The 15342-nt window shown below is 40.7% G+C and carries 16 protein-coding genes; all 16 read left to right on the top strand.

The features are described 5' to 3' along the window. Positions 1 to 716: ABC transporter ATP-binding protein (locus tag PLK24_RS02945; protein WP_324476272.1), on the top strand; the 716-nt coding region annotated here is incomplete at its 5' end. A 193-nt stretch (positions 717 to 909) separates the two neighbouring features. Beyond that, positions 910 to 1941, top strand: a complete 1032-nt coding sequence (gene gap, locus PLK24_RS02940) for a type I glyceraldehyde-3-phosphate dehydrogenase (RefSeq protein ID WP_349770647.1) — start codon at positions 910 to 912, stop codon at positions 1939 to 1941. Between the two features lie 11 nt (positions 1942 to 1952). After that, positions 1953 to 2723 (top strand): triose-phosphate isomerase, encoded by a 771-nt coding sequence (tpiA, locus tag PLK24_RS02935; RefSeq protein WP_324476270.1) that lies wholly within the window; start codon positions 1953 to 1955, stop codon positions 2721 to 2723. 12 nt (positions 2724 to 2735) lie between these two features. Continuing rightward, positions 2736 to 2960, top strand: a complete 225-nt coding sequence (gene secG / locus PLK24_RS02930) for a preprotein translocase subunit SecG (protein WP_324476269.1) — start codon at positions 2736 to 2738, stop codon at positions 2958 to 2960. Positions 2961 to 2978: 18 nt separating this feature from the next. Next, complete coding sequence (locus PLK24_RS02925) at positions 2979 to 4019, top strand: nicotinate phosphoribosyltransferase (RefSeq protein ID WP_324476268.1); 1041 nt, start codon at positions 2979 to 2981, stop codon at positions 4017 to 4019. A gap of 16 nt (positions 4020 to 4035) precedes the next feature. Further along, positions 4036 to 5874: an ABC transporter substrate-binding protein gene (locus PLK24_RS02920; protein ID WP_324476267.1), complete on the top strand. Its 1839-nt coding sequence runs from the start codon at positions 4036 to 4038 to the stop codon at positions 5872 to 5874. A gap of 70 nt (positions 5875 to 5944) precedes the next feature. Beyond that, entirely contained in the window at positions 5945 to 6976 is a 1032-nt protein-coding gene (locus tag PLK24_RS02915; protein ID WP_349770646.1) for an ABC transporter permease, read from the top strand. 4 nt (positions 6977 to 6980) lie between these two features. After that, on the top strand, positions 6981 to 7862 hold the full coding sequence (locus PLK24_RS02910) for an ABC transporter permease (protein WP_324476265.1): 882 nt from the start codon (positions 6981 to 6983) through the stop codon (positions 7860 to 7862). 10 nt (positions 7863 to 7872) lie between these two features. Then, complete coding sequence (locus PLK24_RS02905) at positions 7873 to 8886, top strand: ABC transporter ATP-binding protein (protein ID WP_324476264.1); 1014 nt, start codon at positions 7873 to 7875, stop codon at positions 8884 to 8886. After that, positions 8879 to 9898, top strand: a complete 1020-nt coding sequence (locus PLK24_RS02900; RefSeq protein ID WP_349770645.1) for an ABC transporter ATP-binding protein — start codon at positions 8879 to 8881, stop codon at positions 9896 to 9898. Before PLK24_RS02905 ends, PLK24_RS02900 begins: the two co-directional genes overlap by 8 nt. 140 nt (positions 9899 to 10038) lie before the next feature. Further along, entirely contained in the window at positions 10039 to 10554 is a 516-nt protein-coding gene (infC, locus tag PLK24_RS02895; protein WP_324476274.1) for a translation initiation factor IF-3, read from the top strand. Between the two features lie 12 nt (positions 10555 to 10566). Beyond that, complete coding sequence (rpmI, locus tag PLK24_RS02890) at positions 10567 to 10764, top strand: 50S ribosomal protein L35 (RefSeq protein ID WP_324476262.1); 198 nt, start codon at positions 10567 to 10569, stop codon at positions 10762 to 10764. A 102-nt stretch (positions 10765 to 10866) separates the two neighbouring features. Next, positions 10867 to 11220: a 50S ribosomal protein L20 gene (rplT, locus tag PLK24_RS02885; RefSeq protein WP_324476261.1), complete on the top strand. Its 354-nt coding sequence runs from the start codon at positions 10867 to 10869 to the stop codon at positions 11218 to 11220. Between the two features lie 122 nt (positions 11221 to 11342). Then, a complete protein-coding gene (gene pheS, locus PLK24_RS02880) occupies positions 11343 to 12362 on the top strand; it encodes a phenylalanine--tRNA ligase subunit alpha (protein ID WP_349770644.1) in 1020 nt (339 codons plus the stop codon). Positions 12363 to 12377: 15 nt separating this feature from the next. Then, positions 12378 to 14765, top strand: coding sequence for a phenylalanine--tRNA ligase subunit beta (pheT, locus tag PLK24_RS02875; protein WP_324476259.1), 2388 nt, complete (start codon positions 12378 to 12380; stop codon positions 14763 to 14765). Further along, on the top strand, positions 14729 to 15331 hold the full coding sequence (locus PLK24_RS02870) for a CvpA family protein (protein ID WP_324476273.1): 603 nt from the start codon (positions 14729 to 14731) through the stop codon (positions 15329 to 15331). The genes pheT and PLK24_RS02870 overlap by 37 nt, the downstream gene beginning before the upstream one ends. The last annotated feature ends 11 nt before the right edge of the window (positions 15332 to 15342 follow it).

Here is a 15342-nt window from a genome sequence, read left to right as displayed (position 1 = left end):
AACCAAAACAACTCTCCGGTGGTCAAAGACAGCGTGTTGCTGTTGGTCGAGCTATTGTTCGTCATCCTAAAGTATTTTTGTTTGACGAACCTCTCTCCAACCTGGACGCTAAATTGAGAGTTCAAATGAGAGCCGAACTCTCAAAGTTACATGATCGGTTAAAAACCACCATGATCTATGTAACTCACGACCAAACTGAAGCCATGACCATGGGTGATCGGATTGTTGTCATGCGTGATGGGTTAGTCCAGCAAGTAGGAAGTCCCCTTGAATTATACAACAAGCCAGTCAATAAGTTCGTTGCCGGTTTTATTGGAACTCCCTCAATGAACTTCATCGATGTTGTATTGAAAAAAGAAGGGGACGATCTCTATCTCGACGGTCAATCTTTCAAACTCACCATTCCTGCTGAATTTAAAGAAAATCTGCTTCCTCACGTTAACCAGGAATTAACCCTAGGAATTCGACCCCAAGATCTTTTTGATAGTGAAGTGAGCAAAGAGTCGGCAACAACTGGAGCGACTATTGCTACTACCGTTGATGTTGTTGAACCTTTAGGTTCAGAACAAATCATTTATCTCACCACTGGACCCCATACTTTGGTGGCAGTTCTTGATATGCAAACTCGAACTGGTGTTGGCGATGACCTCAAGGTTGCTGTTGACACTTCAAAGATGCATCTATTCAAATCGGACACTGAAATAGCAATAATTTGATCTCCAAAGGCGTGCTTCAAGCACGCCTTTCTTCGTTTTTTCTGCTGATATCCATCGATAATTTTCTTCCTGGGTAAATCGGCAATACGGGAAAGGAAGCAGTTTTTGGTATCTGGCAATTAATGTTGAGTTCCAATGGATAGTATTTGACGAGAATTTTCGATGTTGTATAATAGAAACCTAATTAGTGATAATGATTATCTATTTTCATATAAGGGAGGTATTCGAAGTGAAGGTTGGAATTAATGGATTTGGTAGGATTGGACGTTTAGTATTCAGAAGGATGCTTGAAGTGGGCGGGTTTGATGTTGTTGCAGTGAACGACCTGACCAACACCAAAGTTTTAGCACATCTTTTAAAATATGATTCAGTTCATGGTCAGATACCTAACGAAGTATCAGCTACTGACGATACCATCGTAGTTGATGGAAAGCCCATCAAAGTATTTGCCCAAAGAGATCCCTCTCAGCTTCCTTGGAAAGACTTAGGTGTTGAGCTGGTCATAGAATCGACTGGAAAGTTCACCGATCGAGCTGGCGCTTCCAACCATATCAATGCAGGAGCAAAAAAAGTAATCATTTCTGCACCAGCCAAAGAACCTGATATTACCATTGCTATGGGAGTCAATCATAAAGATTATCAAAAAGATAAGCATAATATCATTTCTAATGCATCATGCACCACCAACTGTTTAGCTCCAGTCGCCAAAATCATCAACGATAACTTTAAAATCCTCAGTGGTCTTATGACTACCATTCATGCTTATACCAATGATCAGGTCATACTCGACTTTCCTCACAAGGACCTTCGGAGAGCTCGTGCCGCTGGAATGTCAATGATACCAACGACAACCGGTGCAGCAAAAGCTTTGGGTGAAGTAATTCCTGATTTAAAAGGAAAATTAAATGGCTTCGCCGTCCGAGTTCCCACTCCGGATGTTTCAATTGTCGATCTCGTAGCAACTGTTGAAAAACCAACCACGGCTGAAGAAGTCAATGCTGCTTTTAAAAAAGCCTCGGAAAGTGGAGACCTCAAAGATTACTTGGGATATACCGATCTCCCACTGGTTTCAATAGATTTTCTCCATTGCTCAAACTCGGCAACAATTGATGCATTATCCACCTTGGTTATCGGTGGTAATCTGGTAAAAGTTTGTGCTTGGTATGATAACGAATGGGGCTATTCTTGCCGAATCGTTGATTTAACTAATTGGGTTATGAAATAAGGAGTGCCAATATGTCACGACTCCCGATTGCAGCCGGTAACTGGAAAATGAATAAAACTGCAGAAGAAGCCTCGGAATTTACCGAGGCTCTTCTTGGTTTATCCCCAAATACTTCAGATATTGAGGTTATTCTCTGTCCACCTTTTGTTTCTCTCTATCCTCTTTCCCAAAAATTAGCTCACACCGGTGTAAAATTAGCAGCTCAAAACTGTCACTGGGAAACCAAAGGGGCTTTCACTGGAGAGGTTTCTGTCCCTATGCTTCTGGCGGTACACTGTCAGTATGTCATTTGTGGCCATTCGGAACGGCGTCATATCTTTGGAGAAACTTCTGAAGATATCGGTAAAAAAGTCAAAGCAGCAATTCACTTTGGGCTTAACCCCATCCTTTGTGTTGGGGAAACCTTAGAGGAAAGAGAAGCAGGTCAGACCGAAGCAATTGTTTTTGACCATCTATCACATGGAATAACCAACCTTACCAAAGAAGAAGCTTTGTCGTTGGTGGTTGCTTATGAACCAGTCTGGGCTATTGGAACTGGAAAAGCTGCCACACCCCAGGATGCTCATCAAGTTATTTATTACGTTCGACAACAATTAACCAAAAAATTTGGTGAAAAAACTGCTGAACAGATTCGGATTTTATACGGTGGAAGTGTAACACCAGAGAACGTCTTTGATTTCATGAAAGACCCGGATATTGATGGGTCATTGGTGGGCGGAGCTAGCTTAGATCCAACCAAGTTCAATAAAATTATATTAGAAAGCTTAAGGGCTTCCCAATAGAGGAGAGTCGATATGCAAGCTTGGATGATTATTCAAATTTTTATTTCGGTTGGTTTAATTTTGGTGGTTATTTTTCAACCTCGTAAAGCCGGCATGGGAGGGGGTATTTTTGGAGGAATGACCCGTGCCGATCGGAGTAGTAAGTTTAAAAACCTGCCGGTTTTGGGAAAGTTAACCATTTTTTTTGCCGTGGCTTTCATGGTAGTATCATTAATTTTTGCCTTTCTTCTGACCTGAGAAGAGGTGGAAGACAAGGTGTCACAAAAACAATGGGTTAATGATCTACAGGAAGTGATTCATTATCATCCTGATTCAAAACGGCTATTTCTATCTGCAACCCATGATGAGATAATGCAGGGATATACGACTGACATTTATTTTGTCAGCGCTCAACAAATTCTTCGCCATCTTCAGCTCGATCAAACCCCGGTAGTCGCAGAAATTTTTGCGCGGCATCCGGGGATTTTTTGTGGTTTGCCGGAAGTTCTCTCACTTCTGTCCCATAGTCAGATAGAATTATGGAGCTTACAGGAAGGTGATTCCTTCGATTCAAGGGAGGTGGTTTTGAGAATAAAAGGTCCCTATTCAGAATTTGGCGTTTTCGAAACCCCTTTACTCGGAATACTTGCCCATAGTGCTGGGTGGGCAACCGCTGCTCGGGAATGCAAAGAAGCAGCTGGAAAAAAGACGGTTCTCTGTTTTGGAGCTCGACACGTTCATCCCTCGGTAGCACCGGTTATGGAAAGGTCAGCTCTGATTGGAGGAGCTGATAGTGCTGCCTGCATTCTAGGAGCAAAACTTGCCGGAAAAACTCCCGGGGGGACCATTCCCCATGCAGCGATCCTCATTTGTGGGGATACGGTATTATCAGCCAAAGCCTTTGATGAAAGTATACCCAGCGAATTTCCTCGGATCATTTTAGTCGACACCTTCAAGGACGAAGCCGAAGAATCACTTCGTTTAGCTCTAATCCTGGATCAAAAACTGGAGGGGATCCGTCTCGATACCCCCGAGGAGAGGGGAGGGGTTACCCTATCCCTGGTAAAGGAAGTTCGTGAAAGATTAAATCAAGCTGGATATCCTAGAGTAAAAATAGTGGTTTCTGGTGGTATAACTCCTGAAAAAATACGTCTGTTCCATGATCATGCTGATATTTTCGGTGTCGGGAGCTATATCAGTGGGCATTCTCCAATTGATATGACCATGGATATTAAAGAAGTAGCTGGCCAAAGGGTTGCCAAAAGGGGAAGAATTCCCGGAATAACGAATAATCCAAGGCTAGTAAAAATTTTATAATAAGGAGGCATAAAAATTGAAAAAGATTTTGGTTTTGACATGGTTATTGGTTTTTGTATTAGGAATTTCGGTTGCCTTTGCCGAAATAAAAAATCCCGATACTTATGTGTATCTCCATATTGGTGAACCAGATACGCTCGACCCTGGATATGCCTATGATAATGCCAGTGGTGAGGTGTTAACTTATATTTATGAAAATCTCATTTCTTATGATGGAGTGAACCTTCAAAAATTTATTCCCATACTGGCAACCGAAATCCCTACAGTTGAAAATGGTCTGATCCAGGATAACGGAACAACTTACCGATTCCCGATTCGAGAGGGTGTCAAATTTCACAATGGGAACGATTTTACTCCCGAAGATGTTGAATATACCTTCGAGCGAAATATCCTTTTTGATCCAGCCAACGGACCACAATGGATGATTATTGAAGCCTTATTTGATTCCCAAACCCTTGATGAGCTGGTTGCCGATAAAATTGGAACTCCTCTCACTGAGATGGTTGATGAAAACGGTAATTTAATTAATCCCGACGATGCTGCCAAATTGATTGAATTTTATCAACAAGTTATCGATCCGGTTATTGAAGTTCAGGATAATTCAGTGGTATTCCACCTGGTACGTCCCTTTGCACCATTTCTTTACATTCTGCCGAAACATGCTTACTGGAGCAACATCCTTGACAAAGAGACCTGCGTTGAATGGGGCTGCTGGGATGGGAATGCTGATGGATGGTGGAAACACTATAATGTAAAAAAAGAGTCTTCGCCAATATATGACAAAGCCAATGGTACTGGACCTTTCAAATTTACCGAGTGGGACCGTACCCAACAGAAGGTTACCTTGGACCGTTTTGATGGATATTGGGGAGAAAAGGCCAAAATTGCCCAGATTATTGACTGGGGAATTGACGAGTGGGGCACACGCCGGGCTATGTTGGAAGCTGGAGATGCCGACCAGATTTATATGCCAGCTCAGTATCTCGATCAGGTTAAAGACTTAAAAGATCTTAAAATTGAAAGTGGCAAGAGAATCACCGTGACTGCTTTCCATTTTAACTGGACAGTTGATAAAACCAGTGATTTCTTAGGAAGTGGAGTTCTTGATGGCAATGGTATCCCAGCTGATTTCTTTAGTGATATCCATTGTCGCCGTGCTTTTAGTTACGCTTTCGATTATGACACCATGATCCAGGAAGTTTTATTAGGATATGGGGAGCGACCCCCATCAGTTATTCCTTCTGGCATGCTGGGATACAATGCCGATCTTCCCAAGTTTGAATTCGACCTGGCTAAAGCCGAAGAAGAATTCAAGAAAGCTTGGGATGGCAAGGTCTGGGAAAATGGTTTTAAGCTGACCTTGCTTTACAATACCGGGAATGATGCTCGACAAACCGCCTGTGAAATGTTTAAGGAAAACATTGAATCCCTCAACCCAAAGTTTAAAATTGATGTGCAGGGAGTTCAGTGGCCAAATTACTTGGATGCTTATAAAAGCGGCAAATTACCCGCCTTTGTCATTGGCTGGATTGCTGATTATCCCGATCCCCATAACTTCATTTTCACTTATTTCCATAGCAATGGAGTCTATGGTGGGCCCCAGGGAGAAGCCTATATTAAATTTGCTCAAGAAAATTTAAATCCGATCATTGAAGCGGCCATCTCTGAAACCGATGCAACGAAGCGGCAAGCTATGTATGAAGAAATTCAAAAAATCGCTTACGAAAATGTATTAGGTCTTACCTTCTATCAAGAGATAGCGCTCTTCCCAATGAGAACCTGGGTCCAAGGATGGGAATTCAATCCAATACAATCAGGCGAAGCTAATTATAATGGGATTTATAAAGCCGAATAAATGATTGAAGAATAATGATTGTTCTCCGGAGGGAATTGTTTTCCCCTCCGGAGTGGAAGGATTGATGGTTTTGATATTTTATATTATACGGAGAGTTTTATTTATACCTATTACTCTTTTTGGTATTTCTCTTATCGTTTTCTCCATGATTGGTATGCTCAGTCCCTATCAGCGGTTAGCTACCTTCATCAGCAGCCCTGACCGCTTAAAAAGTGAAAATGTTGATCAGCTCATTTCTATGTACGGCCTCGATGATCCGATACCTATTCAGTACGGAAGATGGTTTAAAAATCTGCTTCAAGGGAACTTAGGATGGTCCTATGTTGGAAAAGCACCGGTTTTACAGGCTTTACTCCAGCGTTTTCCCTATACCTTGGAACTGACGTTATTTTCCGCCATCCCAATTATCTTGATCGGAACCTGGATGGGAGTCCTGTCTGCACTCCACCACAATCGTACCTTGGATCATTCGCTGCGGATTTTTGCCGTGGTAGGATGGTCCTTCCCTGATTTTGTTTTTGGCTTATTCATTCTCATGATTTTCTATAGCACACTGGGGCTTTTCCCTCCAGGGAATTTAAGTCTCTGGGCTGAAAGCATTGTTAAATCCACCAGCTTTAGGTCTTTTACCGGTATGACAACTATTGATGCGCTTCTTAATGGAAGATTGGATGTTTTTGTAAATGCCTTACGGCATCTCGTTGGTCCGGTTCTCACCTTAACCTATGTTCAATTGGCTTACATTCTTCGTATTACCCGATCCTCCATGCTTGACGTTCTCCAACGGGATTATGTCCGAACTGCGCGGGCCAAAGGTTTAGATGAAAGGGTCGTCATCAATAAACATGCTAAAAGAAACGCCATGATACCAGTTGCTACCGTGAGTGGCCAAACTATTGTCGGATTGATGGCAGGAACGGTAATTGTTGAAGCAATATTTAATCGAACCGGTTTAGGAAGCTTTTTAGCTTTAGCAGCTCAACAATTAGATTATGCCTCGATTATGGGTGGTGTCCTCTTTTTTGGACTTATATTGATTATTGGGAATCTTCTGGTTGATATCTCTTATGCTTATATTGATCCCAGGGTTAGGTTGGACTAGAAAAATGAAGTCGGAAACCCATCGGATTATAAAGAAACTATTTTTAAACGCTTCAGCAATTATTGGCTTTGTCCTCTTAGGTATATTTATCGTAATAGCCATCTTTGCTCCTTTTATAGCTCCTCCCAAAGAGGGGAGAGATCCCTATATGATGCCCATTGTCACTTGGACTTCAAGCCCTCAACCTCCTTCACCGGAACACCTTTTTGGGGTAGCAGGGAAAAGAGATATTTTTTATGGAGTAATCTGGGGTACTCGAACCGCTTTTCGTGTTGGAATAATAGTCACTGTAGTTTCAACGCTCATTGGTCTGTTTGTCGGATCAATAGCCGGGTATTATGGTAAACTTTTCGATGAAATCCTCATGCGAATCACCGATATTTTTATGGCTATTCCTTTTTTAGTTGCAGCTCTGGTATTAGCTGCTATCTTAGGAAGCGGGTTGAATAAAGTTATGATTGCCATGACGATTTTCGGCTGGATGTACCCAGCCCGTTTAATCCGAGGTAATATTCTTCAAGTGAAAGAAGAACAATATGTCATGGCAGCTAAAGCCCTTGGAGTAAAAAATTATTTGATCATCATCCGCCATGTCCTTCCCAATACAATTTTTCCAGTATTGATACAAGCCTCAATGCGGATGGGTTCATTAGTTATTACAGCTGCTGCCCTCAGTTTCCTGGGAGTTGGAGCTCCACAAGGGTATTCCGATTGGGGAGCACTTCTCAATTATTCTCGAAACTGGATGTTAGGAGGACAAGGTGAAGCTCTACGTTATTGGTACTCTACTGTCTTTCCTGGTGCAGCGATGGTTCTTTTTGTTCTATCTTGGAACTTAGTCGGGGATGCCCTTCGAGATGTATTTGATCCTCGGCTCAGGATATGAGGAGTCAATCATGAATACCAATAACCCTATCCTTAATATAGAAAATCTTAAGGTATATTTTTATAACGATTATGGTCAAGAACTCAAAGCTGTGGATGATGTCAGTTTCCAAGTTTACCAAGGTGAAACCATTGCCTTGGTTGGTGAATCAGGATGTGGAAAAAGTGTTACCTCTTTAGCCCTCCTGCGATTGATTGATTCGAATGGAAAAATCGTTGGCGGAAAAATAAATTTCAATAATTCTGATTTATTATCATTATCTGAAAAACAGATGCAAAGTATCCGTGGAAAAGACATTTCAATGATTTTTCAAGAACCTTCATCTGCACTCAATCCGGTTTATACCATCGGTGACCAAATTATTGAGGCAATCTCTCTTCATCAAAAAGTCAGCCATCATGAAGCCCGAAAACGGGCGGTTGAAATGTTTAAACTGGTAGGAATTCCCGATCCAGAAAAACGATTAAACGAATATCCTCATGAATTATCAGGAGGAATGAAACAAAGAGGTATGATTGCCATGGCACTCTCTTGCCATCCTCAGCTTTTAATTGCCGATGAACCAACCACATCTTTGGATGTAACCATCCAGGCACAAATTATTGAATTAATGATCAGCCTTCAAAGACAGCTTAATATGGCAGTTATTCTCATCACCCATGATTTAGGAATTGTCGCTACTATGGCGAAACGAATTGTTGTAATGTATGCTGGAAAAATAGTCGAAGAGGGAAACCGTCATGATATTTTTAAAAATCCTTGCCATCCTTATACCATTGGTTTGCTCCATTCTATACCTCGGTTGGATATCGAGCAGGAAAAACTTGATTCAATACCAGGCATGGTCCCCGATCCTTCACAATTTCCCGAAGGATGTCGGTTCCGAAACCGCTGTTCCTTTGAAGATGAGCAATGTGTAAATCAACCAAATAAAAGCAATGTAGATTTAAACCATTTTGTTTATTGTCATCACTGGAAAAAAATAAACCAACACTCAATTGAAGAGTGCAAAATCTATGAATAATGTATCTCTTTTAAAAATAAAAAATTTAAAAAAATATTTCCCAGTTAAAGCTGGCGTCTTCCGTTCAACAATTGGGTGGGTAAAAGCAGTTGATGATATTAGTTTTGAAGTATATGCTGGTGAAACTCTCGGTATTGTTGGAGAATCCGGTTGTGGAAAGAGCACCTTGGGTTTAACTATACTGCGTTTATACGAACCATCTTCCGGGCAGATAATTTTTGATGGGAAAGAAATTCATAATCTTCCCCAATCCCAATTCATTCTATATCGAAAAAACCTCCAGATGATATTTCAGGATCCTTTTAGTTCCTTAAATCCAAGAATGACTGTAGGATCCATAATCGAAGAAGGTATGAACATCCATAAGATTGGAAAATCCCAGGAGCGATCGGTCATGGTTATGAATCTTCTCAAAAAAGTTGGCCTTCAAAGCGATGGTGTAAACCGATTCCCTCATGAATTTTCGGGAGGGCAAAGACAGCGGATTGGTATTGCCCGAGCTCTGGCTATGAACCCTAAGTTGATTATTGCTGATGAAGCGGTCTCTGCTCTTGATGTCTCCATCCGTTCTCAAATATTGAATTTAATGATAGATCTAAAAGAAGAGTTTCATTTAACCTACATTTTTATTTCTCACGATCTTTCGGTAATTAAACATGTCTGTGATCGAATTATGGTCATGTATTTAGGAAAAGCGGTTGAAATAGCTCCTCGTTATGGACTCTTTAGAACACCATTTCATCCCTATACTGTCGCTTTGATTTCCGCCGTTCCCGTTCCTGATCCCGATTATCACATTGAGAGGATAATTTTACCAGGAGATGTACCCAGCCCGATTGACCCTCCTTCCGGATGCCGATTCCATCCGCGTTGTCCAGTAGCTCAAAAAAAATGTTCTGAAGAAGAACCTCTTTTAGTTGATCAAGGAAATGGTCATTTTGTTGCTTGTCACTACCCAGGAAGCTTAGCAATTAGTACCCCGATGATATTGACGACTGACGGTATTATATGATATTTTTGTCTCGCTAATATCTTAAACCAATCCAATCAATCCATTGATTTTTTTCAATTCTCATTGCATAATAAGGTGTTCTATTTATTAACCAGAAATAGAGTAGAGATATAAGCCCTTGGAAAAATAATTAGGAGGCGATACATATCGAGGTAAAATATCGCGTTAATAATCAAATACGAGCTCGGGAAGTCAGATTGATTTCCTTCGAAGGAGAACAACTGGGGGTTGTACCTATCAAAAAAGCCCTTGAGTTGGCAGAAGAAGCTGGTTATGATTTGGTTGAAGTTGCCCCAGAAGCGAACCCACCAGTTTGTAAAATTATCGATTTTGGTAAATTTAAATATGAAAAAGAGAAGAAGGCAAAATCCTCTCGAAAGAAACAGAAAGTATCTGAGCTAAAAGAGCTCAAGATGAGGCCAAAAATCGATGAACACGACTATCAGGTAAAATTAAAAAGTGCTATCCGGTTTCTGGAAGATGGCGATCGGGTCAAATTTACTATTCGGTTTCGAGGACGAGAGTCTGCCTATGTCGATAAAGGGGTATTATTACTCCAAAAAATAGTTGATGATTTGAATGAAATCAGCAAAATCGAGCAGGAAATAAAAAACGAGGGTCGGAATCTTACCATGACCATTGCTCCCAAGAAATGAGGAGGATCAATTATGCCAAAAATGAAAACCCATCGCGGTCTGGCCAAACGGGTAAAGATTACCGCGAAAGGAAAAATAAAGGTGGCTCAGGGAGGAAAGAGCCATCATTTACATCAAAAAGAACAAGATCGTAAAAGACGGCTACGTAAAACGGTGATTGTTGATAAAAGTATAGAAAAGCGGATTAAGAAACTTTTACCCTATGCTTGATTATGGGCATCAGTACTTTTCAAATAGACTATAGTGCATGAATTTTATAAAAAAGCCAGGGTTGAATAAGTGAAATTTGGTTGGAAAGATAGGTGATTTTCGTTGCCAAGAGTTAAAAATAGTGTGGCATCACGACAAAGAAGAAAGAAAATAATGAAATTAGCCAGTGGTTATCGGGGTTCTCGTTCCCGTTCCTATCGGCGAGCAAATGAACAAGTTTTAAAGTCTCAATTCTATGCTTATCGTGATCGGAAAAACAAAAAGAGAGACTTCCGACGCTTATGGATCGTTCGTATTAATGCTGCAGTTCGGGAACATGGGTTAAAATACAACCAGTTTATATTTGCTCTAAAAAAAGCCGGTATTGAGATTGACCGGAAAAATTTATCCAATATTGCCATAACGGATCCAGTGGCATTTGCGCATCTCGTTGAGGTTGCCAAGTCAGCAACCTAATTCTTTTATTAAGGTGAAAGTTAAAATAAAATGCGATACCACTCTCCAAATGGTATCGCATTTTATTTTAATGGTTTTTTCGCGAGTGGACCTCTGGTTGATATTGTCGATGGGAGGAAGAGGTGTTGATTAATTTAAACAATGTTCTTGAAAAATTTCAGAATGAAATTGAACAGACAAAAACCCTTGATGATTTAAATCGTATAAAGGGGAAATATATAGGCCGGAAGGGACAGCTCAATGAATTATTTAAAGAAATAACTCAGCTTTCTTCCGATGAAAAAAAGGATTGGGGGAAAAAAATCAATCATTTAAAAGGATTGATAGATAATCAACTTCAGGAGAAATTAAAAGAACTTACCCAGACATTAAAAACGTCTATTAAGGTTGATATCTCCCTACCGGGAAAAAAACCTTGGGTAGGGTCATTCCATCCTATTCAATTAACTCTGCATCAAATCCTAACTATTTTCCAAAGTTTAGGTTTTCGAATTGAGTCAGGACCGGAAATTGAAAGTGAGTACTACAACTTTGAAGCTCTGAATTTTCCACCCGATCATCCCGCCCGGGATGCTCAGGATTCTTTTTTTCTCGATAAAGAATATTTATTGAGAACTCATACCTCACCGGCTCAAATTCGAATTATGCAAAAAATTCAACCCCCTTTTAAAGTAGTTGTACCCGGAAAATGTTTTCGACGGGATGCCATGGACGCCTCTCATAGCCCCATGTTTCACCAAGTTGAGGGCTTGGTGGTTGCAGAAACAATTTCCATGGGCGATTTGAAAGGAACCATCGAAGTGTTCGCCCAACGCTTTTTTGGGAATGACCGGCAACTTCGCTTCCGTCCCAGTTTTTTCCCTTTTACCGAACCAAGTGCTGAAGTCGACATTTCTTGTGGTTTGTGTCAAGGGAAGGGATGTCGTTCTTGTGGCCAATCAGGATGGTTAGAAATCATGGGAGCAGGATTGGTTCATCCCAAAGTTTTTGAAGCTGCCGGATACAATCCCAATCAGGTCAGAGGTTTTGCCTTTGGAATGGGAATCGATCGTGCTGCTTTATTAAAATTCGGTATTCCCGATATCCGTTGGCTATTTGAAAACGATATGTCACTTATCGAACAATTTCATGCTATTCAATAGGAGTATCCAAATACAATGAAAGTTGCCTATTCAATTCTCAAACGTTTCGTACCAAATCTCGACTGTCCGGCTGAAAAAATAGCCGAGATTCTAACATCTCAGGGTTTTGTGATCGAGAGCATAACGAGCGCTACTGACACTTTTTCTCCCAATTTAACCGCAGCGACCATCGTCAAACGGAAATCCGGAATTCTTTACGATGTTTGTACTGTCCAAATCAAAGATCGGCAGTATGATGTTAAATGTGAAAAGTGGGGAATACCGGATATCGGAAAAAAGGTTATAGTCAATCCAATTGGTGATTTGATAAGCACCCAGCCTCTTCGTAACCAGCGTATACCAGAAAAAGAAGAATTTTTTATTGAAATCCCAGCTACCATCGAAGCTGAAGAGGGAGAACTCATTTCACCTCAAATCATAGGAGAAGATTGGGTTTTTGATGTCGAAATCACTGCCAATCGCGGAGATTGTATGTCAATTATCGGCTTGGCGCGGGAAATAGCAGCAGGTCTCGATTTAGAATGCCAAATACCATCTCAACACTTGGATGTTGATGATTCGATCAGTAACTTTCAAGTCAACATAGACGATCAAGACCTCTGTCCTTTTTATAGCGGCCGGTTAGCTAAAAATTTTAAAATTCAGCCTTCCCCTTGGTGGATCGTTAGCGAACTTTATCTTTTGGGACAACGTCCTATCAACCAGGTAGTTGATGTGACTAATTTAGTCATGATGGAAACTGGTCAGCCACTTCATGCTTTTAACGCCTCTGGGATATTCGATCAAAAAATTGTTGTGAGAAGAGCCAAAAATAATGAATCATTGATAACCCTCGATGGAATAGAAAGAAAGCTCACCAATAATATGTTAGTGATTGCTGATGCCAATCGGCCGGTTGCTATCGCTGGTATTATGGGAGGATATGAATCAGAAGTTTCTCCTGACACTCAGGAAGTTTTCTTGGAAGCGGCGATATTTAACGGGAGTCAAATTCGTAAAACAGCTCGGGAATTAGGATTACGAACCGAAGCCTCCGCGCGCTTTGAAAGGGGAGTTGATCCAGGATCGGTATTCTATGCCAGTGAGCGTGCCCTATACCTCCTTAAAGAAATTGATCCTTCTATAAAGATTTTAAAAGACTGGGTAGTAAGCGGAGAAGTCGTTTCGTCAGAACCAGAAATTGAATTTTCATCTTCCTGGGTTGAAGAAATCATGAACTGTAAAATTCCGCTGGAAAAAATGCAAACGGTTTTAACTAAATTAGGGTTTGTCCTTCTTTCTCAACCCAACAACTCCATAATCAAAGTCAAAGTCCCTTCCTGGCGACCGGACGTTCAACAACCGATCGACTGTGCCGAGGAAGTTGGCCGTATCTTCGGTTACGATCATATTCGATCTCAAATTCCCAGTTTCCCCTTTGATCCCGGCAATCCTCGTCGGGAACTGTTATGGGAAGGTGTTCTCCGAAATCACTTGCGCTCAATAGGCTTAAAAGAATGCGTTTCGCTTTCTTTGACCAGTCAGGCCAATTGTGATCTTTTAGGTATTCCCGAGGCTGATGTGATCCGGGTTTTGAATCCACTTTCACAGGATCATGTCATTCTTCGTCCGGATTTGATCATCAGTGCTTTGGATATCATAAAAACCAACATCGCTCGAGGACGAGAAAATTTTGGGTTTTTTGAGTATGGGGAAGTATTTTCTCGAACCAACGACTTGGATAATCCCTATTGCGAAGAGTGGCGGTTGGTTGTCGTTTTGAGTGGTCATTCTTATCCTGCTTATTGGCAACAATTTTCCCAGATAGACATTTTTTCCTTAAAAGGTTTTGCCGAAAGCCTCATTGAGCTTATCGGATACCCGCTTCAGATGGTAAATTGGCAACCTTTAGATGAAAATCCTTATTTTGATTCGAGTCTTTCTTTTCGCGGTATACTCAAAAATGGTATTGAAATTTTTCGAGGAGGACTGATTTGTAAAACCATCAGTGATGCTTTTGGTTTCTGGGGAGAGCATTACTGTTTAGAGGTTGCCTGGCAAAAACTTTTTGATGGTATCAAACTGAATGATTTTCAACTCCAGGAAATCAACCGATATCCTTCAATCCGGCGAGATATTTCCATTGTTGTCAATCAAGACCAGACTTGGAAAAATATCGAGTCCTTGGTCCTGAAAGTAGCTTCTTCACATGATTTACCTATGGAGAGAGTCGAACTTTTTGACTCTTACCAAGGAAAACACCTTCCTCCGGGGAAGAAAACCTTTTCTTATTCCATTGTTTTCCGATCTACACATAAAACTTTAACCGATAACGAAGTCGATGAATGGGTAAACATCATTAAAGCAGCCATTAAAAAAGAACCGGAATTATTCCTTCGGGAGGAACTCGCAGGAGGATTCTAATCGACTGGTATAGCATAATCTGTATTTTTATTCTCATTCTTAATGTTATTCGAAGTTCAATCCGGGGTTTTAGTAAAGAGATTCTGGCTTTGACAGGAGTAGTGATTGGGCTTTTGAGTGCCTTACGGTTTCACCAGAACCTAGGTCAGTTTTTGACCAATCTCTTTCATTGGAATTCAGTCTGGATGAACTTGATTAGTTTTTTTGTGATCTTCATTCCAGTCGTTCTTTTGTTTTCCTGGGTGGGTATGTTTTTTCGAAAAGTTTTCGAAGGTCTTGATATTGTATGGTTCGATGCCATTCTAGGTTTTGTTATTGGTATCTTGAAAGGTTTTCTCTGGATCTCCATCATCACTCTTTTTGTGCTTAATGTTTCTTTTCTCGAATTTCTCAATAATGGTATTTATCAATCTCGTTTTTATCAAAGTTTTACCCAGCCAATCATTGTTTTTATTGATTCGATGGTTCAAAAAATTCCTGAATTTTCCTTTCTTAATGCTTATTTAGAAAAGGGTTTAAACCAAAGTGACGATGAACTTATCCAAAGATATACTGAAGAATTTTGATTTTGATAAAA

This window comes from Atribacter sp. (genome assembly GCF_035418125.1).
Lineage (GTDB): Bacteria > Atribacterota > Atribacteria > Atribacterales > Atribacteraceae > Atribacter > Atribacter allofermentans.
Note: the sequence above shows the minus strand (reverse complement) of the source record. Positions and strands in the feature narration are given on the sequence as shown.

Excerpts from the sequence above, each read along its gene's own strand:
- rpmI (WP_324476262.1), top strand. The coding sequence starts at position 10,567 with ATGCCAAAAATGAAAACCCATCGCGGTCTGGCCAAACGGGTAAAGATT.
- PLK24_RS02910 (WP_324476265.1), top strand. The coding sequence starts at position 6,981 with ATGAAGTCGGAAACCCATCGGATTATAAAGAAACTATTTTTAAACGCT.
- gap (WP_349770647.1), top strand. The coding sequence starts at position 910 with ATGATTATCTATTTTCATATAAGGGAGGTATTCGAAGTGAAGGTTGGA.
- tpiA (WP_324476270.1), top strand. The coding sequence starts at position 1,953 with ATGTCACGACTCCCGATTGCAGCCGGTAACTGGAAAATGAATAAAACT.
- secG (WP_324476269.1), top strand. The coding sequence starts at position 2,736 with ATGCAAGCTTGGATGATTATTCAAATTTTTATTTCGGTTGGTTTAATT.
- PLK24_RS02905 (WP_324476264.1), top strand. The coding sequence starts at position 7,873 with ATGAATACCAATAACCCTATCCTTAATATAGAAAATCTTAAGGTATAT.
- pheT (WP_324476259.1), top strand. The coding sequence starts at position 12,378 with ATGAAAGTTGCCTATTCAATTCTCAAACGTTTCGTACCAAATCTCGAC.
- PLK24_RS02900 (WP_349770645.1), top strand. The coding sequence starts at position 8,879 with ATGAATAATGTATCTCTTTTAAAAATAAAAAATTTAAAAAAATATTTC.